At 68.5% G+C, this 25,694-nt stretch carries 22 protein-coding genes and 1 riboswitch; of the genes, 12 read left to right on the plus strand and 10 right to left on the minus strand.

Translation table 11 applies throughout. The features are described 5' to 3' along the window. The first annotated feature begins 152 nt into the window (after positions 1–152). The 8 genes from ACFO5K_RS01445 to ACFO5K_RS01480 all read left to right on the plus strand — a co-directional run bounded on the left by ACFO5K_RS01445 (position 153) and on the right by ACFO5K_RS01480 (position 10,297). Positions 153–794 (plus strand): TetR/AcrR family transcriptional regulator, encoded by a 642-nt coding sequence (locus tag ACFO5K_RS01445; protein ID WP_378555497.1) that lies wholly within the window; start codon positions 153–155, stop codon positions 792–794. 2 nt (positions 795–796) lie between these two features. Continuing rightward, a complete protein-coding gene (locus ACFO5K_RS01450; protein WP_378555273.1) occupies positions 797–2,086 on the plus strand; it encodes an acyl-CoA dehydrogenase family protein in 1,290 nt (429 codons plus the stop codon). 79 nt (positions 2,087–2,165) lie between these two features. Beyond that, positions 2,166–4,328 (plus strand): choline BCCT transporter BetT, encoded by a 2,163-nt coding sequence (gene betT, locus ACFO5K_RS01455; protein ID WP_378555274.1) that lies wholly within the window; start codon positions 2,166–2,168, stop codon positions 4,326–4,328. Continuing rightward, entirely contained in the window at positions 4,325–5,839 is a 1,515-nt protein-coding gene (locus tag ACFO5K_RS01460) for an aldehyde dehydrogenase family protein (protein WP_378555275.1), read from the plus strand. Before betT ends, ACFO5K_RS01460 begins: the two co-directional genes overlap by 4 nt. Beyond that, positions 5,836–7,389, plus strand: a complete 1,554-nt coding sequence (locus ACFO5K_RS01465) for a GMC family oxidoreductase (protein WP_378555276.1) — start codon at positions 5,836–5,838, stop codon at positions 7,387–7,389. The genes ACFO5K_RS01460 and ACFO5K_RS01465 overlap by 4 nt, the downstream gene beginning before the upstream one ends. A gap of 336 nt (positions 7,390–7,725) precedes the next feature. Further along, positions 7,726–8,268, plus strand: a complete 543-nt coding sequence (locus ACFO5K_RS01470) for an HNH endonuclease (protein WP_378555277.1) — start codon at positions 7,726–7,728, stop codon at positions 8,266–8,268. After that, positions 8,265–8,516 carry a WhiB family transcriptional regulator gene (locus ACFO5K_RS01475; RefSeq protein ID WP_378555278.1) on the plus strand — a complete coding sequence of 84 codons (252 nt, stop codon included), beginning with the start codon at positions 8,265–8,267 and terminating at the stop codon, positions 8,514–8,516. The genes ACFO5K_RS01470 and ACFO5K_RS01475 overlap by 4 nt, the downstream gene beginning before the upstream one ends. Positions 8,517–8,680: 164 nt before the next feature. After that, positions 8,681–10,297, plus strand: coding sequence for a substrate-binding domain-containing protein (locus ACFO5K_RS01480; RefSeq protein ID WP_378555279.1), 1,617 nt, complete (start codon positions 8,681–8,683; stop codon positions 10,295–10,297). A 33-nt stretch (positions 10,298–10,330) separates the two neighbouring features. Here ACFO5K_RS01480 and ACFO5K_RS01485 read toward each other — a convergent pair whose 3' ends face one another. After that, positions 10,331–11,224, minus strand: coding sequence for a virginiamycin B lyase family protein (locus ACFO5K_RS01485; protein ID WP_378555280.1), 894 nt, complete (start codon positions 11,222–11,224; stop codon positions 10,331–10,333). Between the two features lie 4 nt (positions 11,225–11,228). After that, entirely contained in the window at positions 11,229–12,704 is a 1,476-nt protein-coding gene (locus ACFO5K_RS01490; RefSeq protein WP_378555281.1) for an ABC-F family ATP-binding cassette domain-containing protein, read from the minus strand. Between the two features lie 72 nt (positions 12,705–12,776). Here ACFO5K_RS01490 and ACFO5K_RS01495 point away from each other — a divergent pair, with 72 nt between their 5' ends. Beyond that, positions 12,777–13,367, plus strand: a complete 591-nt coding sequence (locus ACFO5K_RS01495) for a TetR/AcrR family transcriptional regulator (RefSeq protein WP_378555282.1) — start codon at positions 12,777–12,779, stop codon at positions 13,365–13,367. A gap of 63 nt (positions 13,368–13,430) precedes the next feature. On the opposite strand, the gene gcvP is transcribed toward ACFO5K_RS01495, so the two are convergent. The 7 genes from gcvP to ACFO5K_RS01530 form a co-directional block, all read right to left on the minus strand. Continuing rightward, a complete protein-coding gene (gcvP, locus tag ACFO5K_RS01500; RefSeq protein WP_378555283.1) occupies positions 13,431–16,241 on the minus strand; it encodes an aminomethyl-transferring glycine dehydrogenase in 2,811 nt (936 codons plus the stop codon). 159 nt (positions 16,242–16,400) lie between these two features. Then, positions 16,401–16,500: riboswitch (glycine riboswitch) on the minus strand. A gap of 93 nt (positions 16,501–16,593) precedes the next feature. Beyond that, on the minus strand, positions 16,594–17,151 hold the full coding sequence (locus ACFO5K_RS01505) for a MerR family transcriptional regulator (protein ID WP_378555284.1): 558 nt from the start codon (positions 17,149–17,151) through the stop codon (positions 16,594–16,596). Between the two features lie 167 nt (positions 17,152–17,318). Next, complete coding sequence (locus tag ACFO5K_RS01510; protein WP_378555285.1) at positions 17,319–17,792, minus strand: bifunctional nuclease family protein; 474 nt, start codon at positions 17,790–17,792, stop codon at positions 17,319–17,321. Between the two features lie 126 nt (positions 17,793–17,918). Beyond that, a complete protein-coding gene (gene ftsR / locus ACFO5K_RS01515; protein WP_378555286.1) occupies positions 17,919–18,707 on the minus strand; it encodes a transcriptional regulator FtsR in 789 nt (262 codons plus the stop codon). A 70-nt stretch (positions 18,708–18,777) separates the two neighbouring features. After that, positions 18,778–19,263, minus strand: coding sequence for an oxoglutarate dehydrogenase inhibitor Odhl (gene odhI, locus ACFO5K_RS01520; protein WP_378555287.1), 486 nt, complete (start codon positions 19,261–19,263; stop codon positions 18,778–18,780). A gap of 174 nt (positions 19,264–19,437) precedes the next feature. Then, complete coding sequence (gcvH, locus tag ACFO5K_RS01525) at positions 19,438–19,836, minus strand: glycine cleavage system protein GcvH (protein ID WP_378555288.1); 399 nt, start codon at positions 19,834–19,836, stop codon at positions 19,438–19,440. A gap of 41 nt (positions 19,837–19,877) precedes the next feature. Next, on the minus strand, positions 19,878–20,513 hold the full coding sequence (locus tag ACFO5K_RS01530; protein WP_378555289.1) for a CDP-alcohol phosphatidyltransferase family protein: 636 nt from the start codon (positions 20,511–20,513) through the stop codon (positions 19,878–19,880). A gap of 110 nt (positions 20,514–20,623) precedes the next feature. Between ACFO5K_RS01530 and ACFO5K_RS01535 the strand changes: the two genes are divergently transcribed. From ACFO5K_RS01535 to ACFO5K_RS01545, 3 genes are all read left to right on the plus strand, one after another. After that, positions 20,624–22,021, plus strand: coding sequence for a DUF2252 domain-containing protein (locus ACFO5K_RS01535; RefSeq protein ID WP_378555290.1), 1,398 nt, complete (start codon positions 20,624–20,626; stop codon positions 22,019–22,021). A 115-nt stretch (positions 22,022–22,136) separates the two neighbouring features. After that, on the plus strand, positions 22,137–23,018 hold the full coding sequence (locus ACFO5K_RS01540) for a nuclease-related domain-containing protein (RefSeq protein WP_378555291.1): 882 nt from the start codon (positions 22,137–22,139) through the stop codon (positions 23,016–23,018). Positions 23,019–23,049: 31 nt separating this feature from the next. After that, on the plus strand, positions 23,050–23,661 hold the full coding sequence (locus tag ACFO5K_RS01545) for a phosphatase PAP2 family protein (protein WP_378555292.1): 612 nt from the start codon (positions 23,050–23,052) through the stop codon (positions 23,659–23,661). Between the two features lie 8 nt (positions 23,662–23,669). Here the strand turns inward: ACFO5K_RS01545 and ACFO5K_RS01550 are convergent, their stop codons facing one another. Then, a complete protein-coding gene (locus tag ACFO5K_RS01550; RefSeq protein ID WP_378555293.1) occupies positions 23,670–25,601 on the minus strand; it encodes an acyl-CoA dehydrogenase family protein in 1,932 nt (643 codons plus the stop codon). Positions 25,602–25,694 lie beyond the last annotated feature (93 nt).

The following is a 25,694-nucleotide window of genomic DNA, read 5'->3' on the forward strand; positions in this document are numbered from 1 at the left end:
CCGGGTGGAATAAGTCGATGTCATGTTACCCGTGGGTAGTGCCGACACCTCGAACACCCCTTGATTGTAGGCGTGTGAGGTTTTAATGTACTGGCCGGAACATTATCTGGTCGCGAGCCCCGCTCGCCCGGCCGATCGGAGGCACCGTGAGCCTGGATCCGGTCGCGCCCGTGCGCCGCCGCGGGCGCCCGCCCACCGCCGATCGCAACGCCGCCGACACGAGGGCCCGCATTCGTGCGGCGGCCCTCGATCTGTTCGCCGAGCGTGGTTTCCACGCCACCGGCGTGGCCGAGATCGGCGCGCGGGCCGACGTGCAGCGCGGCGCCCTCTACTACCACATCGGCTCCAAGCAGGAGCTGCTGTGGGAGATCCTCGCCGACTACACCCGGCTGCTACTCGACGACGCCGAGCACATCCTGGCCCGGCGCGCCGAGCCGGACCAGACCCTGCGCATGCTGATCCGCAGCCACGTCGAACTGATCGTCACCCACCGGCGCGCGGTGGCCGTGCACCTGCGCGACGCGAGCGCCCTGTCCCCCGAACGCGCCGTCGCACTGCAGCGGTTGCGCGATCGGCTGCAACGCCACTGGCAGGACGTCATCGACGCCGGCCACGCCGCGGGACGGCTGCGCAGCGCCGACCACGTGGTCACCAACGGCCTGCTCGGCATGCTGAATTCGCTCGGCTACTGGTACCGCGAACACGGTGCGCACACCCCTGCCGAGATCGCCGACATCCTCACCGACACCATCCTGTCCGGGCTCGTCGTCGCGGATGAGAACACGAAAGGCTGACCATGGCTTGGGATTTCGAGACCGACCCGGACTATCAGCGCCAACTCGACTGGGTGGCGGAGTTCGTGCGCACCGAGATCGAGCCCCTGGATCTGATCTACCCCAACCCCTACGACCGCACCGACCCCGAGGTCCGCGCCCTGATGCGGCCGCTGCAGCAGCGAGTCAAGGAGCAGGGCCTGTGGGCCTGCCATCTCGGGCCCGAGCTCGGCGCGCCCGGCTACGGCCAGCTGAAACTGGCGTTGCTCAACGAGGTACTCGGCGGGTCGGCCTGGGCGCCGCTCGTGTTCGGTTGTCAGGCACCCGATTCCGGAAACGCCGAGATCCTGGCGCACTTCGGCACCGAGGAGCAGAAGGAGAAGTACCTGCGTCCGCTGCTCGACGGCGAGATCGGCTCCTGTTATTCGATGACCGAACCCACCGGCGGTTCCGATCCCACGGCGTTCCGGACCACCGCGGTGCGCGACGGCGACGAATGGGTCATCAACGGCGAGAAATGGTTCAACTCCGTCGCCCAGTTCGCCACCTTCCACATCGTGATGGTGGTGACCGACCCCGAGGCCCCGCCACACCAGCGCCTGTCGATGTTCATCGTGGCGGCCGACACGCCCGGCCTCGAGATCGTCGAGAACTTCACCGTGCCCGGGTTCAGCGAGCACGAAGGCCACCTGCGGTTCACCGATGTCCGGGTGCCCGCCGATCACCTGCTCGGCGCCGAGGGCGCGGGATTCGTAGTGGCCCAGACCCGACTCGGTGGCGGCCGGGTACACCACGCGATGCGCACGGTCGCGTTGGTGCGCAAGGCGTTCGACATGATGTGTGAGCGGGCGGTGTCGCGACCGGCCCGCAGAGGGGTGCTCGGCGGTTTCCAGATGACCCAGGAGCGCATCGCCGACAGCTGGATCCAGATGGAACAGTTCCGCCTGCTCGTGCTGCGCACCGCATGGCGCATCGACCAGGCCCAGGACTACCGGGCAGTGCGCAAGGACATCGCCGCGATCAAGGTCGCGATGCCGACCGTGCTCAACGACGTCGCGCGCCGGGCGCTGCACCTGCACGGCGCGCTCGGCGTCAGCGACGACCTGCCCTTCCTGGACATGACCACCTACGCCGAGGTGATGGCCATCGCCGACGGCCCCACCGAGGTACACAAGATCACCCTGGCAAAGGAAGTACTGAAGAACTACGCACCCGCGGACCCGGTGTATCCGAGCGGTTACCGGCCCGCGCTGCGTGAGCACGCCAGAGACCTCGTCGCCGCCCGGCTCGAGCAACACATCGGCAATCTCTGAATCGCCACGCCCGCCGACATCAGCGCACCACAGTGCGAAGATCCCCGATCCGGCGCTGACTGCGCATTACCCTCGCCACATGGGTGGCGTCAAAGGTCCCGGAGACGGGGACACCGGTCGCGAGCCGGCCGAAACCGATCGAACCGACAGCGAGAACAACGACACGGCCGACGAACGGGTTTCGGTCAATCGCCCGGTGTTCTTCACCGCGGCAGCGATCGTGCTGGCCTTCGCGATCTGGGCGCTGGCCGCGCCGGAGGGCGCCGACACCGTCGTGGGCGAGGTGAAGACCTTCATCGTCACGTGGTTCGGCTGGTGGTACTTCATCCTGGCCACCGGCATCGTCGGGCTCGTGGTGTTCATCGGGGCGAGCCGCTACGGCAGCTACCGCCTCGGCCCCGAGGAGTCACGCCCCGAATACAGCCTGTTCTCCTGGACGGCGATGCTGTTCGCCGCAGGCATCGGCATCGACCTGATGTTCTTCTCGGTCGCCGAACCGGTCTACAACTACCTGCACCCGCCCACCGGCGAGGCAGGCACCAACGACGCCGCCCGCGAGGCCGCGACCTGGACGATCTTCCACTACGGCATCACCGGCTGGGCGATGTACGCGCTGATGGGCGGTGCGCTCGCCTACTTCGCGTTCCGGCACAACCTGCCGCTCACCATTCGCGCCGCGCTCTACCCCATCTTCGGCAAGCGGCTACACGGCCGCTGGGGCGACGCCATCGACGTCGCCGCGGTGCTGGGCACCATCTTCGGTGTGGCCACTTCCCTGGGCATCGGCATCGTGCAGCTCAACTACGGCCTGCACGAGATGTTCGGCATCGACCAGGGCAAGGCCGCCCAGATCGGGCTCATCGCCCTGTCGGTGGTCATCGCGACCATCTCCGCGACCTCGGGCGTCGACAAGGGCATCCGGCGGCTGTCCGAGCTCAACGTGGTGCTCTCGATCATGCTGCTGGTCTACGTGCTGGTCGCGGGCCGAACCGACTTCCTGCTCAACGGGCTCGCCCAGAACGTCGGCGACTACATCTCCACCTTCTTCGACCGCACCCTCGACACCTTCGCCTGGGACCGCAACCCCGAGACCGCCAACGAGCCGACCGCCTGGCTGGACGCCTGGACGCTGTTCTTCTGGGCGTGGTGGGTGGCGTGGGCGCCGTTCGTCGGCCTGTTCCTCGCCCGCATCTCGCGGGGTCGCACGCTGCGCCAGTTCATCTTCGGCGTGCTCGTGGTGCCGTTCAGCTTCATCCTGCTGTGGATCTCGATCTTCGGCAACAGTGCGCTCCAATTCGCCCGCACCGACGAGGAGTTCGCCGAATCGACCGCCGCACGCGCGGAAGTGGGCTTCTATTCGCTGCTCGAGCGTTTCCCCGGCGCGCCGATGCTGCTCGGTGTCGCGACCATCACCGGTCTGCTGTTCTATGTGACCAGCGCCGACTCCGGTTCACTCGTGATGGGCAATTTCACTTCGAAACTGCCCAATCCGATGGCCGATTGCGCACGCAGCACCCGCATCTTCTGGTCGGTGGCGATCGGCCTGCTCACCCTGTCGATGCTGTTCGCCGGCACCAGCGGCTCCATCACCACCCTGCAGAACGCCACCATCATCATGGGTCTGCCGTTCTCGTTCATACTCGCGCTGATCGGTGTCTCGTTGCTGCGCGCGGTGCGCAACGAGTCCTACAAACTCGACAGTTACCGCAGCTCGCTGCCCAAGGCGTTCGCCGCGGGCCGTGGGCCCGGTGAACACGGCAGCTGGCGGCGCAGGCTGACCTCGACGATCTACTACCCGGGGCCGGTCGCGACCCGCAAGTTCATCACCAACACCGTAGTCCCGGCGATGCACGATGTGGCCTCGGAGTTCGACCGTATGGGTGTGACGGCCTCGGTCGACGACACCGGACGCCACGAAGGTCTGCCCTCGCCCCGGTTGATCGTCGACCAGGCCAACGAACCCCGCTTCGAATACGGCGTGTGGCCGGTGTCGGCGCCCGCCCCGAACTATGCCGTGCTCGCCCAGCGCGCCGACGACCGGTACTTCCGCTGCGAGGTCTATCTGGCCGAGGGCTCGCAGGGCTATTCGCTCAACGGTTACAGCCGCGAACAGGTCATCGGTGACGTGCTCGACCAGTACGAGCATCACCTCAGCTATCTGCACATGCGCCGCTCGGCGGGCGATCACCACGAGCCGGAAACCAGCGGCACCGACGATCAGGAAGGCACAACGACGCAATGAGCGAGACCCTCTACATCGACGGTGCGTGGCGTTCGGCCGCCTCCGGACAGACCCGTGAGATCCGCTGCCCGGCCGATGATTCACTCGTCGGTGTCGTGGCCGAGGGTGGTGCCGAGGACACCGAGGCCGCCATCGCCGCCGCCCGCCGCGCCTTCGACACCGGGCCCTGGCGGCGGACCCCGGACGCCGAGCGGGGCGACCTGCTGCTGCAGGTGGCCGAAGCCATCGACATCCGGCGCGACGAGTTCGTGGATGCCGAAACCCTCGACACCGGCAAGCGGCCCTACGAATCCGATATCGACATGACCGATATCGCGAACTGTTTCCGGTACTTCGGCAAGCTCGCCGCCCAGGACGCGGGCCGGGTGGTCGACGCCGGATCCGCCGATGTGGACTCGCGCGTGGTCTACGAACCGGTCGGGGTGTGCGGGCTGATCACGCCGTGGAACTACCCGCTGCTGCAGGCGGCGTGGAAGGTGGCCCCGGCGCTGGCGGCGGGAAATACGTTCGTCCTGAAGCCGGCCGAGCTCACCCCGCACACCGCGATCCTGCTGATGTCGGTGCTCGACGACCTCGGCGTGCCCGCCGGGGTGGCCAACCTCGTCCTCGGTGCGGGCGCCACGGCGGGGGCGCCGCTGTCCGCGCATCCCGATGTGGATCTGGTCTCGTTCACCGGCGGGCTCGCCACCGGACGGATCATCGCCCGTGAAGCGGCCGCGACGGTGAAGAAAGTGGCACTGGAGCTGGGTGGCAAGAACCCCAATGTGGTGTTCGCCGATGCCTGCGATACCCGCGAACGGCTCGCAGCCACCGTCGACAACGCCCTCAACGCGGCGTTCCTGCACTCCGGCCAGGTGTGTTCGGCGGGTGCGCGGCTGGTGATCGAGGAATCCGCGCACGACCGTTTCGTCGACGAACTGGTGCGCCGGGCCGAGAGCATCCGCCTCGGGCTGCCCTTCGCCCAGGGCACCGAGACCGGGCCGCTGATCTCTTCCGCCCATCGCGACAAGGTGCACGCCTACGTCGAGCAGGCCCGCGCCGAGGGGGCCGTCATCCGCACCGGCGGCGAGTTCGCCACCGGCGACGAAGGCTCGGGCACTCTCGACAACGGCTGGTTCTACCGGCCGACGGTGATCGACAAGGCCACCCGTGCGATGGCGTGCGTGCACGACGAGGGTTTCGGGCCGACGGTCACCGTGGAGACCTTCACCACCGAGGACGAGGCCGTGGCCATCGCCAACGACACCGACTACGGCCTGTCCGGTGCGGTGTGGTCCAGCGATGCCGCGCGCGCCCGCCGCATCGCCGGCCGGTTGCGGCACGGCACGGTGTGGATCAACGATTTCGGACCGTATCTGCCCCAGGCCGAATGGGGCGGTTTCGGCCACTCCGGTGTCGGCCGTGAACTCGGTCCCTCGGGGCTCAACGAATACCGCGAGACCAAGCACGTGTACGAGAACCTCCGGCCGGACGTCACCGGCTGGTTCGCCGCCCGAGGGGAGCAGCTGTGAGCGACTACGACTACGTGATCGTCGGTGGCGGGTCCGCGGGTGCGGCCATCGCCTCGCGGCTGACCGAGGATCCCGGGGTGACGGTATGTCTGCTCGAGGCGGGGCCCACCGACGTCGACGATCCGGCGATCCTGCAGCTCGAGCGCTGGATGGAGCTGCTCGAGTCCGGCTACGACTGGGATTTCCCCATCGAACCGCAGGAGAACGGCAACTCCTTCCTGCGCCAGGCCCGGGCCAAGGTGCTCGGTGGTTGTTCCTCGCACAACAGTTGCATCGCCTTCTGGGCCCCGCCCGAAGACCTCGACTGCTGGGAACGCGAGCACGGGTGCACCGGGTGGGGCGCGGATTCGGTGTACCGGCTGTACACGAAACTCGAGACCAACGACGCCCCCGGTGAGCTGCACGGGCGCAACGGTCCGGTGCAGATCATGACGGTGCCGCCCAACGATCCGTGCGGGGTGGCGATGCTCGACGCCTGTGCGGCGATCGGTATTCCGCGCGCGGAGTTCAACACCGGCCGGATCGTGGTCAACGGCGCGAATTTCTTCCAGATCAACAGTCGCGCCGACGGCGTTCGTTCCTCGTCGTCGGTGAGTTATCTGCATCCGATTCTGGACCGGCCCAATCTCACCATCCGTACCGGTGCGTGGGCCAAGAAGATCGTGATCGATGAGAACCTGCGTGCGGTGGCGGTCGACTACGTCGACAATCCGTTCGGGCGCGCCACCCGGGTCGGCGCCAACCGCGAAGTGATCGTGTCCGCGGGTGCGATCGAATCGCCGAAGTTGCTCATGCTCTCCGGGATCGGGCCCGCTGATCACTTGCGCGAGAACGAGATCGAGGTCCTCGCCGACTCTCCCGGCGTCGGCGCGCACCTGCAGGACCACCCCGAGGGTGTGATCGGGTTCGAGACGACCCGGCCGATGGTGCGCAGCTCGACGCAGTGGTGGGAGGCCGGCGTGTTCACCACCATCGAAGACGGTTTGCAGCGACCGGATCTGATGATGCACTACGGCTCGGTGCCGTTCGATATGCACACGTTGCGCCAGGGCTACCCGACCGCCGAGGACACCTTCTGCCTCACGCCGAACGTCACGCACGCACGCTCGCGCGGCACCGTGCGACTGCGGTCCTGCGACTACCGCGACAAGCCCCGCGTCGACCCGCGCTACTTCACCGACCCGGAGGGCCACGACATGCGGGTCATGATCGCGGGGCTGCGCAAGGCACGCGAGATCGCCGGCGCCGAACCGCTGGCCCAGTGGGTGCGACGGGAGCTGTATCCGGGCCCGGACGCGCAGTCCGATGCCGAGCTGGCCGACTACATCCGGCTCACCCACAACACGGTCTATCACCCGGTGGGCACGGTCCGGATGGGTGCGCTCGACGATCCGATGAGTCCCCTCGATCCGCAGCTGCGGGTGAAGGGCATCGATAATCTGCGGGTGGCCGACGCCTCGGTGTTTCCCGAACACACCACGGTGAACCCGAACCTGACGGTGATGCTCGTCGGCGAACGTTGCGCTGAACTGCTCACCGAAAGCCGCTAGCGGCCGACGCATGACCAGGCTCCCGTGACGGGCGGTCACGGGAGCCTTGTCGTGCGACCGAAAAATCACCCGACATTCCGGACCCGGTGTGTCACGATGAATCACACGACGGTTCTTCGCACCGGCGAGACCGGCAGGACCGGACGGAAAGGAGGAGATGACCGTGAAATATATTGCGCGACAGCATGAGTCGACATCGCACCGGCACCGGAAGATGCCGCTCGCCGAGTGCTACGCAGCGGACGACGCGCGGGCCGGTCATCTCCTGATCGAGCGCCGCTGAGCGCAGGCCGCATTCCTGCTCGTCTTTCTCTTCTCCGAAATTGGGTGATCCCGATGTTGATTCGTCATGCCGCCGTGCCGACGGCACCCGCCGCCGACACCTGGATACACAGCCGGGTGCTGGTACTCAACGCCAGCTACGAAGCACTCGACGAGATCACCGCCGATCGGGCGGTGACACTGCTGCTCAGCGGCGCCGCCGAAACCGTGATCGAACGCCTCCCACACTTCCCGATCCGATCGCAGCGGCTCGCGCTCACGCTGCCGGAAACGATTCGGTTGCTGCGCTACGTCTACCTCGGCCACGTCGCGCCGGTGGAAGCCGACAGCCGCGCCACGCCGGCCGGGGTGTTGCGCCGCGACAAGCACCGCTGCGGGTACTGCGCGAGCTGGGCGGCGACCGTCGACCACATTCGCCCGCGCAGCCGCGGGGGACCGAACACCTGGGGAAATCTGGTGGCCTGCTGCGCGGTTTGTAATACCGCCAAGGCCGACCGCACGCCCGAAGAGGCGGGAATGCGGCTGCTGTGGGAGCCCAAGGCTCCCGACCCGCTCGCCCGCACGCAGCGCCGGATCTGGAAGGAGTACGCGCCGTGACCATCGACCTCGCACTGACCGATCTGCTGACCCTGTCCGATTCGGGCCGGTGGCATCGCGCGGCCTGCCGTGGTGACCCCAACCACGAGGCGTGGTTTCCGTACCCGTCGCAGGACTTCGAATACGCCCGCCGGATCTGTGCCGGTTGCCCGTTGCTCGCGGGGTGCACCGAGTACGCGGCACGGACCGGCCAGTCGGGGGTGTGGGGCGGCCGTGAATACGACCGTGGCCGGGTGATCCGCGAGTGAGCGCACCGGGGCCGGGTGCCGGCTGTGGCATCCGGCCCCGCGTGCTCACCTGCGCCGATGCCTGCGGGTATGCGCGGTGTGGCGCTGTCGTCGCGTGTCCTTAAACTTGCCGCGTGGGTACTCATCGCAGCGGGACCAGATCTCGAAGTATCAGCAAAGGTCCCGTGATCGCGGCATCGGCGCTCGTCCTGATGATCGTGGCCGTGTTCGCCTGGTTCCAGCTCAGCGACCGGGCTGCCAGCACCGATGTCGCCGCGGCGGCCGAATGCGTGGAGGGACCGGCCACGCTGGAGGTCACCGTCGACCCGGCCGTCGCCGCACCGGTGCGCGCGGCGGCCGAACACTACAACGCGGGCAAGCCACGGGTGCGTGATCACTGCGCCCGGGTGGAGGTGACCGCCCGGCCGTCGGCGGCGCTGGTGGCGGCACTCGCGGAGCCCGGCACCTGGGACCCGGCGCTGGGTCCACAGCCGGGGTTGTGGATCGCCGACTCGAGTCGCTCGATCGACCTGGTGCGGGTACCCGGGCTGATCGAGGGCACACCTGCCTCCATCGCCACCAGCCCCATCGTGCTCGGCGTTCCCGACGCTCTGCGCCAGGCACTCGAACAGCACCAGATCGCTTGGGCCGACCTGCCGCGCCTGCAACAGGGCACCCTCGACGAGGTCGGCCTGTCCGGGTGGGGCGGGCTGCGCATGGCGCTGCCCGGTGGCGACGCCACCACCGCCGCGGCCACCGCGATCGGGTCGGCCGTTTCGGGCACCGAACCGCTCACCGAACAGGCCGCCGCCTCCGGTCAGGTCGTGGCCGCGGTGTCCGGACTGGCCGCGGGTGCCTCCACACCCGCCGACCTGATGACAGCACTGTCGGCGATCAGCACCGATCCCGCGAACGACGACATCCACGCGGTCGCCGCCACCGAACAGCAACTCGGCGCCGGCGGCGTGAGCGTGTTCCGTCCCGCGGGCGCCGCCCCGCTCGCCGACTACCCGGCGGCGCTGCTGTCGGGCCCGTGGGTGGACAAGACCCAGAACCTGATCGCCTCCCGGTTCATCGACTTCCTGCGCGCCCCCGAACAGGCCGCGGCGCTGGCGGAGGACGGTTTCGGCCCGGCGATCGGCTCGGCCCCGGCGAACCCGGATCGGGCGGCGCTGCAGCAGGTGCTCGCCACCCTCGCCGATCCGGTGCTCGGCGTGAACGCCACGGTGTTGCTGGACGTGTCGTCGTCGATGGGCACCGCCGAAGGCTCGACCACCCGACTGGCCACCGCGGGCGCCGCGATCGCCTCGACCCTGCAGGTGATGCCGCCGGACTTCGGCCTCGGGCTGTGGACCTTCGGCAAGGACCTCGCCGGTGGCGACCCGTACCGGGTGAACGTCGAGACCGGCCTGCTCACCCAGACCCAGCGCACCGCGGTGGGCACCACCGTCACCTCGCTGGAACCGAGCCGGGTCAGCGCCGACCAGGCCTACCCGAGCCTGCTCGCGGCCTACCGCGCGGCGGTGGCCGGCCACTCCCCCGGCCGCACCAACTCGATCCTGCTGATCACCGACGGCCCCGATGACGACTCACCGCTGTCGGGCACGGACCTGGTCGACCAGATCACCGCCGCGACCCAGTCGGACCAGCCGGTCCGGATCGACATCATCGTCATCGGTGGCGAGGGCACCCAGACCCTGCAAACCCTTGCCCAGCAGACCGGTGGCACCTACACCCGGATGCCGACAACCAACGACCTGAGCTTCGGCACCGCGGTGGTCGAGGCCCTCACCACCCCGTGACGGCGGTGGAACCAGGTCAGCGGGTGCCGATGATCAGGGTTCGGACGAACGACCGCTCCGGGCCTCAGCCGCCGCCCTCACCGGCGGTTCGTCGGTGGTCGATACCTCCACCAGCGCACCGGATTCCATCGCCACCCACAGGTGACCTCGCGCGTCGACAGTGAGTCCGTGCGGTTCGGCTCCCGGTAGTGCCAGGTGGCTGATCCTCCCGTCGGTGGCGATCCGGCCGAGTGCGCCGCTACCCCATTCGGTGAACCACAGCGCGCCGTCCGGCCCGGCGACGATGGCGTGCGGGCGCGCGGCCGGGTCGGACAGAGCGAACTCGGTGATGACACCGTCGGTGGTGATGCGGCCGATGGCGCCCGAACCGATCTCGGTGAACCACAGCGCACCGTCCGGACCAGCGGTGATGCCGACCGGCGCGGCGGCAGGCGTCGGCAGCGGGTACACAGTCGGATTCAGCTCGGAATCGACGCGCCCGACGGCGTTGCCTTGATTGACCGTGAACCACAAGGCGCCATCGGGTCCCGCGGTGATCATCGAGGGCATCCCCTCGACCGCCACGGCCGTGACGGATCCGTCGGCGGCCAGCCGGCACACCCGCCCGGCCGTGAGTTCGGTGAACCAGAGCGCACCGTCGGGACCGATGCACGCACCGTAGGCACCGGGCGCTTCGATGCTGGTCACCGCGCCGTCGGTGCTCATGCGGTCGAGCCGGCCGCCCTGGTACTCGGTGAACCACAGCATGTCCCCCGGACCTGACACGATGACGGTCGGCTGCCCGTCGGCCTGAGGCAACGCGAAGATGCGTACGTCGCCGTCGGCGTAGCGGCCGATCACGCCCTGCGCTACCAGCGTGAACCAGAGCGCACCGTCGGGCCCCACGGCCACTCCGTACGGAGCGCCGGGTACCTCCACAACTCCCACGATGTCAGCCAAAATCTTCGATTCCCTTCTGTATTCCGCGGAATCGGCGGCGCAGCGCACGATCGTGCGAGACGACGACCACCGCTCCCCGATAGTCGTGCAGCGCCCGTTCCACCTCGTCGACCAGGGTGAGCGACAGATGATTGGTGGGTTCGTCCAGCAGCAGCAGGTCATGTTCGCCGGCCAGCACGGTCGCCAGCGACAATCGGCGCCGCTGACCTTCCGACAGGGTGGCGACCGGGCGGTCGAGCACCTCGGGCGCGAACAGCCCCGTCGCGAGCAGTGCCGCGCGCCCGAAGCCGTAGGTCTCGGTGACCGTGCGCTCCGGATCGAATCGCTGTTCCTGTCGCAGATAGCCCACCCGGCCGGGGGCCTGCGCGTGGAGCGCGTCCAACAGGGTCGACTTTCCCGTCCCGTTGGGTCCGTGGATGAGCAATCTGCCGCGCGCGCCGAGGGTCACCGGCCCCACCCGGAACTCGAGCTCGGCGCCCGCCACGGCGAAATGTCCACGAAAAATCAGAGGCTCGGGTGGCCGGGGCACCGGGTCGGCGCGCAACCTGCGCAGGCGTTCGGCGGTCTGGCGGACCCGCGAAGCGACCGAACTCTGCACCCGACCGGCATTGCGGTCATAGGCCATCTTGTTGTTGTCGCTCATCGCACGCCCGTGCGCCACCTGCTGGGCGGTGGTTGTCGCGAACTCCTCCAGCCGGGCGATCTCGACACGCCACTGGTCATAGGCCTGCTCCCAGCGCGCCCGCGCGGCCGCCTTCTCCGCGAGGAAGCCGCTGTAGCCACCACCGAACCGGGTCAGGCCGCCCTCGGCGACCTCGATCACCGCGGTGACCACCCGGTCGAGGAAGATCCGGTCGTGCGAGACCACGACCACGGTGCCGGGATGGGTGCGCAGCCGGTTCTCCAACCAGGTCAGCGCATTCTCGTCGAGATGGTTCGTCGGTTCGTCCAGCAGCAGCACCTCCGGGGACGCGGCCAGCAGGCACGCCAGTCCGAGCCGGGCGCGTTCGCCGCCGGAGAGGCTGTCGAGGGTGCGGTCCAGCGCGACACCGGCCAGTCCGAGGCCGTGCATCGCCGCCTCGACCCTGGCATCGGCGGCATAGCCGCCGCGCGCCTCGAACCGGGTCAGCAGCTCGCCGTAGCGGTCCATGTCCTGGGCTTCGGCGGCGGCGTGCATGCCGCGTTCGAGCTCTCGCAACTCGGCCAGCGCCTGTTCGATCGCGTCGTCGACGGTGTCACCGGGCAGGGTCTGGGCGAGATGGCCGACACCGCCGTCGGCGGTCACCGTGATCGATCCGGTGTCGGGCCGGTCGCCGGCCAGCAGGCGAAGCAGGGTCGATTTGCCCGAACCGTTCTCCCCGACGATTCCGACACGCTCGCCGGGCCGGATCGTGGTGGTCACACCGTCGAGGACTCGCCGATCGGCATAGGACTTCGACACGTCGCGCAGGGCCAGTTGAGTGGCCAAACAGGGCTCCAATCACTACATGTGTAGCTTTAACTTAACAAGGCTTCACAACTAACGCAACGGGAGTAGTTTTTGGAACCACAACGACGACCCGGCGGGCGTAGCGCCCGGGTACGCGAGGCCGTCCTCGACGCGACAGCGGCCGAACTCGCCGAACACGGATATCTGGACCTGAACATGGAGGCGGTCGCCCAGCGAGCCGGCGTGCACAAAACGACCGTCTACCGGCGCTGGCGTGGACCCGCGGGCCTGGTCGCCGACGCACTCGAGCGGGCCGTCGAACAGCCGTGGCCGATCCCGGACACCGGCACCCTCCGCGGCGATCTGCGCGCGCTCACCGCCTTGCTGCACAGCGGTTTCGACGACCCCGAATCCGCACCGCTGGCCACCGCCTTCGTCATCGCAGGCATGCACGACCCCCAGGCGGCGACAGCGCTGCGAGAGTTCTACCAGGCCCGCCATCGGGACGCGGCCGTCATCATCGATCGAGCCATCGCCCGGGGCGAACTCGAACCCACCGTGAACCGCACAGAGATCATCCGCACGGCGGTGGCCCCGGTGTTCCACCGGCTGTTCATCACCCACGAGCCCGTCACCACCGAGGACCTCCGCCGCGCCGCCGACGCCGCCACGGCGCTGGCACACCTGTCCTTGGAGGTTTAGCTTCGGGCGAAGACGACGACGGGCCCCGCCGACAGCGTCAGCGGGGCCCGTGAACGGGAAGGATCAGTCTTCGTAGACGTCCAGCGGCGGGCAGGAGCAGACCAGGTTGCGGTCACCGAACGCGCCGTCGATGCGGCGCACCGGCGGCCACACCTTGGGCCGGGTGTGGGCCAGGCCCCGTGGGTAGACGGCGGTTTCGCGACTGTAGGGGTGATCCCATTCGCCGACCAGGCTGGCCGCGGTGTGCGGGGCGCCGCGCAACGGGTTGTCGGTCACCGGCCAGACGCCCGCGCCCACCTGGTCGATCTCGGCGCGAATCGCGATCATGGCGGCGATGAATTCGTCGAGCTCTTCGAGGTTTTCGCTCTCGGTGGGCTCGACCATCAAGGTGCCCGCTACCGGAAAACTCATGGTGGGGGCGTGGAAACCGTAGTCGGCCAAACGCTTCGACACATCGTCGACGGTGACGCCGGTCTGCTTGGTGATCTGGCGCAGATCGAGGATGCACTCGTGGGCCACCATGTTGTTCTCCCCGGTGTAGAGCACCGGGAAGTAGGCGTCGAGGCGGCGGGCGATGTAGTTGGCCGAGGCGATCGCGGTGAGCGTGGCCGCGCGCAGGCCCTCGGCGCCCATCATCCGGATGTAGGCCCAGGTGATCGGCAGGATCGACGCCGAACCGTAGTTCGCCGCCGACACCGCGTGTGAACCGGCCACAAGAGGGTCGCCGGGCAGGTACTGCGTCAGGTGCGAACGCACCGCCACCGGGCCGACGCCCGGACCGCCACCACCGTGCGGGATGCAGAAGGTCTTGTGCAGATTCAGGTGGCTCACGTCGCCACCGAAACGACCCGGGCGGGCCAGCCCGACCAGGGCGTTGAGGTTCGCGCCGTCGACATAGACCTGACCGCCCGCGTCGTGCACCAGCGCGCACAACTCGGCGATCTCGTGCTCGTACACCCCGTGCGTGGACGGGTAGGTGATCATGATGCAGGCCAGCCGCTCGGCGTGGTCAGCGATCTTGGCCCGCAGGTCGTCGAGGTCGACGTCACCGTTCTGGCGGCACTTCACCACCTCCACGCGCATGCCGACCATCGCCGCCGAGGCCGCGTTGGTGCCGTGCGCACTCGACGGGATCAGGCAGGTGTCGCGGTGTTCGTCACCACGGTCGAGGTGGTAGCGCCGGATCGCCAGCAGACCGGCGTACTCGCCCTGACTACCCGCGTTGGGCTGCAGGCTCACCGCGTCGTAGCCGGTGATCTCGGCCAGCCACTGCTCGAGATCGCCGATCAGCTTGCGGATGCCCGGCGAGTCCTCGGTGGGGGCGAACGGGTGCAGACGGGCGAAACCGGGCCAGGTGATGGCTTCCATCTCGGCGGTCGCGTTGAGCTTCATGGTGCACGAGCCCAGCGGGATCATGCTGCGGTCCAAGGCGATGTCCTTGTCCGAGAGCGACCGCAGGTACCGCAGCATGGCGGTTTCGGTGTGATAGCGGGTGAACGCCGGATGCGTCAGGTACTCCGAGGTGCGGGTTTCGACGGCGCTGGGCGCGGCGCCCGCGCCGGACTCGGGAGACAGCGCGGTGCCGAAGGATTCGACGACGGCGGCCACATGGGACTCGGTGGTGGCTTCGTCACAGGCGATGGCGACGTGATCGGCGTCGACGAGGCGCAGGTTGATGCCCTGGGACTTCGCCTTGGCTACCACGGCTTCGGCACCACCGGGCACGTGCGCGAGGACCGTGTCGAAGAAGGCGCCGTGCACCACCGCGCCACCGAGACCAACCGCGACGGCCGCCGCGTGCTCGTGCACCCGGCGCGCGATGGCGCGCAGCCCGTCGGCGCCGTGGTAGCTGGCGTACATGGCCGCGACGATGGCGAGCAGCACCTGCGCGGTGCAGATGTTGGAGGTGGCCTTCTCCCGGCGGATGTGCTGCTCACGGGTCTGCAGCGCCAGCCGGTAAGCGGGGGTGCCGTCGGCGTCGACCGAGACACCGACCAGGCGGCCCGGCAGCTGCCGGGCGAACGCGGTGCGCACGGCCAGATAACCGGCGTGCGGGCCGCCGAAGCCCATCGGCACCCCGAAACGCTGGGTGGTGCCGAAGCACACGTCGGCGCCCTGCTCACCGGGCGGCGTGATCAGTGTCAGTGCCAGCAGGTCCGCACCCGCGGCGACCAGCGCGCCACGTTCGTGCGCGGCGGCGAACACCGCGGTCCAGTCGGTGATGCGCCCCGATGCGCCCGGGGTCTGCGCGATCACGCCGAAGCACTCGCCCTCGGGCAGGCCGGCGCCGGCGAGATCGGCCTCGATGACCTCGACGCCCAGCGGCTCGGCCCGAGTGCCGATGATGGTCTTGGTCTGCGGGAACAGATCGGCGTCGATGATCAGGCGGTTCGACTTGGACTTGCCCGCGCGGCGCAGCAGCGTCATCGCCTCGGCGGCGGCCGTGGCCTCGTCGAGCATGGAGGAATTGGCGACCTCCATGCCGGTCAGGTCCGACACCATGGTCTGGAAGTTGAGCAGCGCCTCGAGCCGGCCCTGGCTGATCTCGGGCTGGTAGGGGGTGTAGGCGGTGTACCAGGCCGGGTTCTCCAGCAGGTTGCGCACCAGCACCGGCGGGGTGAGCGTGTCGTAGTAGCCCAGGCCGATCATCGAGGTGGCGACGGTGTTGGACTGCGCCAGCGCGGCCAGTTCGGCGAGCACCTCGTGCTCGGAGGCCGGCGCGGGCAACGCGCCGAGACCGGATTCGTCGAGGATCGTCGCGGGCAACGCCGTGGTCGCGAGTGCGTCGATGGACTCGACGCCGACGGTCTCGAGGATCCGGGCGAGTTCGTCGGAATCGGGTCCGATGTGGCGGTCGGCGAACGAACGGGTCACGGCAGCTCCAGGTCGGGCGGGTCGGCCGAAATGGCCGACGGGTACCAGCCCTCCCCCTCTGTCTGTGCGCCTGAGAGATTCGGTGACGCAACCGTCGCGCGGCTGTGCCCCTTTCCCCGTGGGCGGGCAGCCGGATGCCACCGCTTTCCAGAGGCGTCGAATCACCGGGCGGTCCCTGTTGCCTGAGAGATTGACGGGGAGGTGCTGCTCCTTCGGCGCCCGGATTCTGGTGGATCCGGGACTCTCCCGCACGGCGGCGACGCCCACCCAGTGTAGTGGCACGCGACCGGCCCACAGCCCAGCGCCCCGTGTAGCGCTCGTCACGCGGATCGGATGGCCTCCGCGCGCGGCGCTAGCCGGTCTTGCGGTTCTCCCTGGCCTTGCGGCGGTAGGACAGCTCGTCTTCGGGACGGTCGGTGATGGCGGTGGCCCGCTCGGCGGGGAAGTCCGCGATCGCCCCGGTCAGTTCCCGCATGGCGCCGCTGACCGCGATACCGAAGACGCCCTGCCCACCCTGCAGTAAATCGACGACCTCCTCGGGTGAGGTGCACTCGTATACCGAGGTGCCGTCGGAGAACAGCGTGATCCCGGCCAGATCGCCCACGCCACGACTGCGCAGGTGATCGACGGCGATCCGGATGTTCTGTAACGAGATGCCCGCGTCCAGCAACCGCTTCACGATCTTGAGGACCAGAATGTCCTTGAACGAGTACAGCCGCTGACTGCCCGAGCCCGCCGCGCTCCTTATCGACGGCACGACCAGCCCGGTGCGGGCCCAGTAGTCGAGCTGGCGATAGGTGATGCCCGCGACCTGACACGCACTGGGCACCCGGTAGCCGACCAGATCGTCCGGAACCGAGTCGTCCGGGAACAAGCCAGGCTGTACGACATCCTGCGTTTGCTCTTCCACTGACCGCTCCTTGCTCTGCCGACGTTCTCGGGTACCGGAGTCACGACGGATGTTGCCCGACTTTCGAGGTTACTCCTGCCATTGTCGGACCAGTACCGCATCGCACCAAGCACCGCGACCAGCGATTCCCTCGACCTCTACTTCAGGATGAGATCGGGGCGGGTCCCTCAGCTGTCGGTGGCCTTGAAGTCATCTGGTGAGACCGAGTCGAGGAATTCCTTGAACTTCTCGACCTCGTCCTCGCGTTCGTCGGGCATCACCAAACCCGCCTCGACCAGGACAGGTTCCTCGGCGAAGATCGGGCATCCGACACGCAACGCGATGGCCACCGAATCCGAGGGCCGCGCCGATACCCGCAGGTCTCCCTCGAACACCAGATCGGCGTAGAAGGTGCCCTCCTGCAGATCCACGATCCGCACTTCCTTGAGGGTGTGTCCGAGTTCGGTGATGAGAATCTTGATCAGATCGTGAGTGAGCGGACGGATCGGAGCGACCCCCTCCTGCTCCAGCACGATCGCGGTGGCTTCGGCCTGCCCGATCCAGATCGGCAGATATCGCTCGCCCGAAGCTTCCCGCAGCAGCAGCACGGGCTGGTTCTGCGGCTGCTCGACGCGGATGCCGATAACGCGCATCTCACTCATGAGTTGTCCTGCCTCCCATACTCGCCGCCGGCCGGCACGACCGCTGCTCAGCTCGCCGTATCCCGAGTCTAGGCGAATTCCGGGCGGTGCAACGGGCACGGCCGAGCCGAAATGGCGTGTTGTCGTTCAGCTGCCGAGGGCCGCGCGCACCGCGGCCTTCACCAACGCCGCGTGCAAATTCAGCGATAACGCCGCGAGTTCACGCACGGTTTCCTCGGCGCGGGCGCGCGCGTCGGCATCGCGGCTCTTGGCGATCGGCGCGGCGATCTGGGCGACCAGGGCGGCCTCCCGGTCGGCGGCCAGTTTGAATGCGCGCAGATGCCGCGCCTCGAGACCGAATTCGGCCATGGATTTGGCCGCGTTCGCCAAGGTCACCGCATCGGATTCGAAGAAGCCGCCCACCCCGGGCACGATGAGTCCCGCCCGCAACAGATCGTCGAGGAAACGGTCGTCGATGTCGGCCTTGGCGAGCAGGTCGGCCCGGGTGAGTCGCACCGCGACATCCACGCGCAGTTCTTCCGGCGTGATCTCACCGGGCACCACGCCGAGCCTGCGCGGCGGTGCCGGAGAGTCGTCGCCGTCGTTGTCGGCGCGCGCGGAGCCGGCCCGCTGCCCGGCCTCCGCCACACCCCGATGGGAGTGTGCGCGGGCGCGCGCTTCACGCACACCCAGCGTCGCCGCACCGCTGTCGATCGCTTCCAACTGCTCCTTGATCACCTTCAACGGCAGGTACTGATCGCGTTGCGCGGTCAGTACGAAACGCAGCCGTTCGTAGTCGGCCACCGAGAACCGCCGGTAACCCGACGGCGTGCGTTCCGGCCGGATCAAGCCCTCCGATTCGAGGAACCGGATCTTGGAGATGGTGATATCAGGAAAATCTGGTCGCAGCAGGTCGAGTACGGAGCCGATCGACATCCCTCCGCGCGCCCACTGCGCCGCCCCTGTCACAGCACTGTGCCCGTCGCGAGCACCAGTACCGGAGGGGTCATCGCGACCCCGCGCCCGACGACGTTTCGTTGGTCTGCGCGCGCGGACCGGTCAGGAAGACCAGCCGGAACTTGCCGATCTGGACCTCGTCGCCGTTCTGCAGCTCCGAGGAGTCCACCGGCTCCCGGTTGACGTAGGTGCCGTTGAGGCTGCCCACATCTACAACCTGGAACGAGTCGTCGTCCTGACGGAACTCCGCGTGCCGACGGCTGACGGTGACATCGTCGAGAAAGATGTCACTGTCGGGATGACGACCGGCCGAGGTGGTCGGCTGATCCAGCAGGAAGCGCGAGCCCGCGTTCGGGCCCCGCTTGACCACCAGGAGGGCCGCGCCGACCGGCAGTCCCTCCACGCCCTGCACCGGCTGTTCGCCGGCCGGCTCTCCGGAGCGCGACGCGTCGACCTCGTTGAGGAAATCCGCGCGGAAGACCGATGTCGTCTCGGCCGCGGTCTCCCCGTAACCCGGGTCCCTGTTCTCGCTCACCGTTTCTCTCCTCCTCGAACCTGATTATCCATGCAAGCAGGTGCTGTATCTGGCGACACGACCGGCGCGATCACATCGCCGGAAAGATCCGGCGTCGATTCCCCGACGTATCCGCTTGGGTTTGACCGTACCCTGCCGGGGCGTGCCCGTGCAGGGAGAACTGTGAAGGCTACTTCAGCCCCCGGTAACTCCTTGATAACCGGCTGCATCCAGCAGTTCACCGAGGGCGGAATCCAGGGCTGCGGCGTCCTCGAACGCGAGCTCGAACAACCAGCCCGCCTCGTAGGGATCGGTGTTGAGGGTCTCCGGCGACTGCACCAGATCCTCGTTCACCGCAACGACTTTGCCGTTGAGCGGAGCGTAGATGTCGGACACGCTCTTGGTCGACTCGACCTCGGCGATGCTCTGCCCCGCGGTGACATCGTTGTCGGCATCGGGCAGCTGCACGAACACGACGTCACCGAGCTGTGACTGGGCGTAGTCGGTGATGCCCACACGCACCGTGGTGGGGCCGGTCTGGCGTACCCACTCGTGTTCGGCGGTGTAGCGCAGATCCTCAGGTGTCCGGGTCACAGGACGTCCTTTCGTCGTAACGTGGCACGCAACTGTATCGACTAGCTCCCGCGGTGTGGCACAGGCGGTGTCGATCGCGCGACCGCGACCGCCTGGCCCACGTAGAGCACCCCGGTCCAGACATAGAGCACGGTGCCCCAGATCAGCAGTGCCCAGCCGAAGGCCCATCCGAAACCTGCTCCGGCCCAGTCCATCTCTCCGGTGAGCAGCCACGGCAGCCCCGACATCAGCGCGAAGGTGGCCGCTTTGCCCAGGTAGATCACTTCCGGTGCGGGCAACTCGCGGCGCTTGTACACCGACAAGGTCACGGTCAGCACCAGATCACGAGCGATCAAGATCACTGCGAGCCACCAGGGAATCAGGCCGCGAGCGACGAAGGCCGCGAGCGTGGTCACCAGGTACAGCCGGTCCACGAGCGGGTCGAGCAGCGCGCCCAGCCGCGAGGACTGGTCGAGCAGTCTGGCGAGTTTGCCATCGAGGAAGTCGGTGAAGCCGCTGGCGATCAACAGGGCGAAGGCCCAGCCGTCGGCGTGCTCGACCAGCATCAACCACAGGAACACCGGGATGCCGATCAGGCGCAGCAGGCTCAGCGCGTTGGGCACGGTCAGGATGCGATCGCTGAACACGCCACCACGGCCGGTGTCGTGCTCGCCCGGCGTTCCCGATTCGGTTGCCACGCCCTTGCTTACCGCACCGACCCCCTCTCGCGCCATCCGGGCGCGCCGAATCCGCAGCGCATCGCCTACGACAATGCTGCCGCCACAGCCACCCGCTACCGTGGGCAGTCGTGTCCGACAGTGGTATTGATCTGCGCTCCTTCGTTTCCGCCGAGCAGGCCCGCGACCGGGGCCGCGCCGCCGCCGCGCGGGTGCCGGTGACCGAACGGGATCGACCGGCCGAAAGTCCCGACCGCCCGTCGGTGCTCGAATTCATCGAGGCCAGCAACCGGGGCAGGCTCGAGCAGTTGGTCCCGCTGCGAATCGGCCGGATGGCGGCCTCACCGTTCACCTTCTTCCGCGGTGCGGCCGGCCTGATGGCCGCCGATCTGGCCGCCGGTCCCGACAGCGGGCTCACCGCCCAGATCTGTGGTGACGCGCACGCGGCCAACTTCGGCCTCTACGGCACTCAGCGCGGCGAGATCGTGATGGACATCAACGACTTCGACGAGACGATCCGTGGACCGTGGGAATGGGACCTGGATCGTCTCACCGCGAGCCTGGTGCTGGCCGGGCGCGAGAGCGGCGCCGACGAGCACGACTGTGTGCGCGCTGCGCGCGATGCCGCCCGCTCCTACCGCCGCACCGTCGCCGAACTGGCGCAGCTGCCGTTCATGCAGTCCTGGACCGCGATGCACGACGAGTCGATCCTCACCGAGGCCAAGGCCGAGGATCTGCTCGACGACTTCAAGAAGGCCGCCAAGAAGGCGCGCAAGAACACCAGCGCCAAGGTGGCGGCCAAATGGACCGAGCACCTCGACGATCACGAGACCGGGATCCGCAAGCGGCGCTTCGTCAGCGATCCGCCGATCCTCACCGAGGTCGGCGATCAGGTGCGCGAGGCGGTGATCGACGGGTTACAGCGCTACGCGGGCACCATCCGCGAGTCCCGGCGCGACCTGCTGGCCCGGTTCGCGATCTCGGACGTGGCGTTCCGGATCGTCGGCACCGGCAGCGTCGGCCTGCACAGCTATGTGGCGCTGCTGCACGGCAACGGTGACGAGGCGCTGGTGCTGCAGCTCAAGCAGGCCAATCCGTCCGCGCTCAGCCCGTTCCTGCCCGCGACCTCGCACCGGCACGAGGGTGAGCGGATCGTGGCAGGCGCCCGTTCGGTGCAGTCCGAGACCGACATCCTGCTGGGCTGGACCACCGTGGAACTCGACACGCCGTTGCCGTTCATCGTCCGCCAGTTCCGCAATCTGAAGGGCAGCATCGACCCGGCGGAGTTGTCGGCCGGGGATCTCGACGACTACGGCCGTCTCGCCGGCGCCCTGCTCGCCCGGGCGCACGCCCGGTCGCTCGATCCGCGCGTGCTGGCCGGTTACCTGGCGGGCGAGGGCGCCGACGACGACCGGTTCGAGGACGCGATGACCCGGTACGCCGTGCGCTACGCCGACCGCACCGAGGCCGATCACGCGGAGCTGGTCGCCGCGGTGGACGCGGGCAAGATCGCCGCCGAGCCCAGCTGACCCGCGCACCCCACAACCTGACCGGCAACCGCCGACCGGCGAGCTACGATGTACGCCAACGGTTCTCGGCCCGCGACGCCAACGACCCAGAAGGGCGGTCTCCATGCTCGTTCGCGTGCAGAATGCGGCAGGCACCGATGCCGAGCGGGCACTGATCGATTGGTTGCGCACCTGGAAGGACCCCGCGGGCCCACGCGGGGTCGCCACCATCAATTGCAGCCTGTTCCACAACGATCGCCTGCACCAATTCGACGCCGTGGTGTGGACGCCCACCAGCTGTGTGGTGATCGAAGCCGAAACCTTCACCGCGCCCCAGGACGGGGTGCTCGAGATCCCGCTCAACGGCCCGTGGATGGTCTCCGGTGAGCTGGCCCAGTTCGCGGGCTGGGAGAAGTCGACCCCGCTGGAGCGGTCCCGCGAGCACACGTTCGCGTTGCAGAACTTTCTCGCGGCCCGGGGCCTCGGGCAGCGGGCGGTGCACGGGCTCGGCCTGATCGTGCCGATGCGCGGAGCCGACATCGACGTGCACCAGGGGTGGAGCGACCCGAGCTTCGATGTGATCGTCACCGACGACCCGCGCCGGCTGGAACGGTATTTCGAGGCGCTGGCCGAGAACGGGCACAATCTCTGGTCGGCCAACGACATCGCCATCGCGTTCCGCGGCCTGGGCATCCTCCCGTATCTGCCGGCACCGCAGGACCTGCTCAACGAGGGCTTCCTCGGACCGATCGACGTGACGCTGTGGCACGGCGGTCCCACCCAGGCCCAAGCCGAGGCCTATGCCGAGGAACAGGCCGAGCTCGAGCGGGCGGCGCAACAGTCCGGTGGTCTGATCGCACCCTGGTACAGCCCGTGGAAGCTGTATCCGCGGGTCGGTGGCGATCTCGATTTCGGGCGGGCGTTCCTGCGGATCACCCTGGCGATCGGCATGATCGTCGCCATCGTCTGGGTGTTGTGGTTCGTGGTGACCGCGGTGCTCACCTACGGTCCCACCTGAGTTCTGTGCGCGCACGGCTATCGTCGCCACCGTGATCGACCGAGTTTCCGAGCGGCGCGCCACCGCTGTGCGTGTGACCACGATCGGGTCCTGTGCGGCGCTCACCGCAGCGATCCCGGTGACCTTTGCCCCGGGCGGCGGGGCAGGCGGCCTCGACACCGCGATCGCTGCGCCGGTGCGCCGGCAGGTCTCCCCCGGCCTCGCCGAATTCCTCGTCGCGCCCAGCAACGGGCCGGTGGTGCTGATACTGCTGTTCGCCGCCTGTGCCTGGTTCGCCGTGCGCGGGCACTGGTGGCGGGCGGCGACGATGCTGGTGGTCCCCGAGATCGCTGTCGCGGTCAACACCTGGGTGCTGAAACCGTTGTGGGAGCGCCCCCTACACGACTACCTGGCCTATCCGAGTGGTCACACCGTGCACCTGGTGGCGGTCGCGACGACGTTCGCGTGCCTGCTCGCGAGCGTTCGGCCGCGGATCGCGATCGCCGCGCTGACCGCGGTGGCGCTGGCTTCGATCACCGCGGGCATGATCGTGCTCGGCTACCACCACGCCACCGATGTGTTCGGTGGCGCGGCGGCAGCGGTGGCGCTCTCGATCGGCCTGTGCCGCCTCGCCGTGCTGCTGCGCGTGCGAGCCGGCCGCTGAGTTCGGCGCTATCTGCGGTCGAACACGCTGGCGTCGTGCAGCATCTCGGCGTGCAGCATGCTCTCGGGCACGCCCATGGCCTCCACCAGGGTGAGCGCGTCCGGCCGCAAGCGGTCGACGAGTTCGTTCACCCCGCGCCGCACCGCCTTGGCCCGCTCCACCGACATGAACCGGTGCATGATGTACCAGGCCAGGTTCTCCTCCAGCGTCGAGTAGACGTAGAGGTCGCAGACGGTTTCGGCGAGCGCCTTCGCCTCGGGGTCCTCGATGTCGGCGAGGCCGGCGACGAATTCCTCGAGCACCAGCCGGTCGATGTGGGCGGCGCCGGCGGCCAGGATGTGGTCCTGGGCGTTGTTGAACGCCTCGAGCGGGCCGGTGTCGGCGGCCCGAGCGCGCAGCCGGTGCGCGGCGGTACGCAGCAGGTAGTCCTCGCGGTCGGCGAACAGCTGCAGTTGCACATCGCGTTTGGACAGGTCGGCCTCGTCGACGGTTTCGTCGCTGCGGTCGCGCAGGGTCTGGATCAGCTGGCGCACGCCGGAACGCTTGCGCACCACGTCGCCGGCCATGGTGGCGGCGAAACGCACCCAGCCCGCCGCGTCGAGGTCGCGCACCTCATCGGAGTAGGCGGTGAGCAGTTCCTTGGCCACCAGCTGCGTGAGCACGACATTGTCACCTTCGAAGGTGGTGAACACGTCGGTGTCGGCCTTGAGGGTGACCAGCCGGTTCTCGGTGAGATAACCGGCGCCGCCGCACGCTTCGCGGCATTCCTGGATCGCGCGGGTGGCGTGCGCGGTCTGGGCCACCTTCAGACCGGCGGCCCGCTTCTCGAGCGCGCGCTGGGCGCCGGGCTCGGTCTGGTCGCCACGCTGGATCTCGTCCATCCGGTGCACCAGGTCGTTCTGCGCGAAGGCCAGCGCGAACGACTTCGCGACCAGCGGCAGCAGCCGGCGCTGATGGCTGCGGTAGTCCATCAGCAGGGTCTCCTCGCCGGTCTCGGGGTCGGAGAACTGGCGCCGCGCCAGCGCGTAACGCACCGCGATGCTCAGCGCCACCCGGGCGCCGGCCGCGGCGGCGCCGCCGACACTGACCCGACCGCGCACCAGGGTGCCCAGGGTGGTGAAGAAGCGGCGGCTGGGGTTTTCGATCTCGGAGCTGTAGGTGCCGTCCGCGGCGACGTCGGCGTAACGGTTGAGCAGGTTCTCCCGCGGCACGCGCACGTGGTCGAAGACGATGCGGCCGTTGTCGACACCGGGCAGCCCGCCCTTGAGGCCGTCGTCGTAGGTGGTCACCCCGGGTAGGTCGGCGCCACGCTCGTCACGGATCGGCACCAGCAGGCAGTGCACACCGTGGTTGCCCTCGGCGGTGATCAGCTGGGCGAACACCGCCGCCATCCGCGCGTGCGCAGCGGCGCCACCGATGTAGTCCTTGCGCGCCGAGGGCGTGGGGGTGTTGATCACGAATTCCTGGGTGGCCGGGTCGTAGGTGGCCGTGGTCTCGAGTTCACCGACGTCACTGCCGTGCCCGGATTCGGTCATCGCGAAGCAGCCGAGCAGGTCGAGGGAGATGAGCTGCTTGATGTAGTCGCGGTGCCGTTCGGTGCCGAGGTTCTCCACCGCACCACCGAACAGACCCCACTGCACCCCGGACTTCACCCACAGCGACAGATCCGCGTAGGCCAGCATCTCCAGGCCCGTGACCGCACCGCCGGGATCTCCGGTGCCGCCGTTCTCGGTCCGGAAGCCCCGTTCCGGGTAGCTCAATTGGGCGATGACCCGCATCTGCTCGAGTACCCGAGCGCGGGCTTGGTGCATGTCGAGTTCCGGGTCGCCGGTGAACCGGTCGTCGGCGAGTTGGACCCGTGCCTGTTCCCTGACCGCGCGCCACGGTCCGTCCAGCGCTGCGCGGAGGTGTTCTGCCGTCGTCGATGTGCCGGTAGCCATGCCTCGACCATAGCCGTGTGGGCGTGTCGGGAGCTGTCCCGAAACTCGGTGTGACCAACTCTTGCCGGACAGTTGAACACTCGTTTAGTATAT

This window comes from Nocardia halotolerans, assembly GCF_042650145.1.
In the GTDB taxonomy this organism is placed as follows: Bacteria; Actinomycetota; Actinomycetes; order Mycobacteriales; family Mycobacteriaceae; genus Nocardia; species Nocardia halotolerans.

Excerpts from the sequence above, each read along its gene's own strand:
- ACFO5K_RS01450 (WP_378555273.1), top strand. The coding sequence starts at position 797 with ATGGCTTGGGATTTCGAGACCGACCCGGACTATCAGCGCCAACTCGAC.
- betT (WP_378555274.1), top strand. The coding sequence starts at position 2,166 with ATGGGTGGCGTCAAAGGTCCCGGAGACGGGGACACCGGTCGCGAGCCG.
- ACFO5K_RS01460 (WP_378555275.1), top strand. The coding sequence starts at position 4,325 with ATGAGCGAGACCCTCTACATCGACGGTGCGTGGCGTTCGGCCGCCTCC.
- ACFO5K_RS01470 (WP_378555277.1), top strand. The coding sequence starts at position 7,726 with ATGTTGATTCGTCATGCCGCCGTGCCGACGGCACCCGCCGCCGACACC.
- ACFO5K_RS01510 (WP_378555285.1), bottom strand. The coding sequence starts at position 17,792 with ATGAGTGAGATGCGCGTTATCGGCATCCGCGTCGAGCAGCCGCAGAAC.
- ftsR (WP_378555286.1), bottom strand. The coding sequence starts at position 18,707 with ATGTCGATCGGCTCCGTACTCGACCTGCTGCGACCAGATTTTCCTGAT.
- ACFO5K_RS01550 (WP_378555293.1), bottom strand. The coding sequence starts at position 25,601 with ATGGCTACCGGCACATCGACGACGGCAGAACACCTCCGCGCAGCGCTG.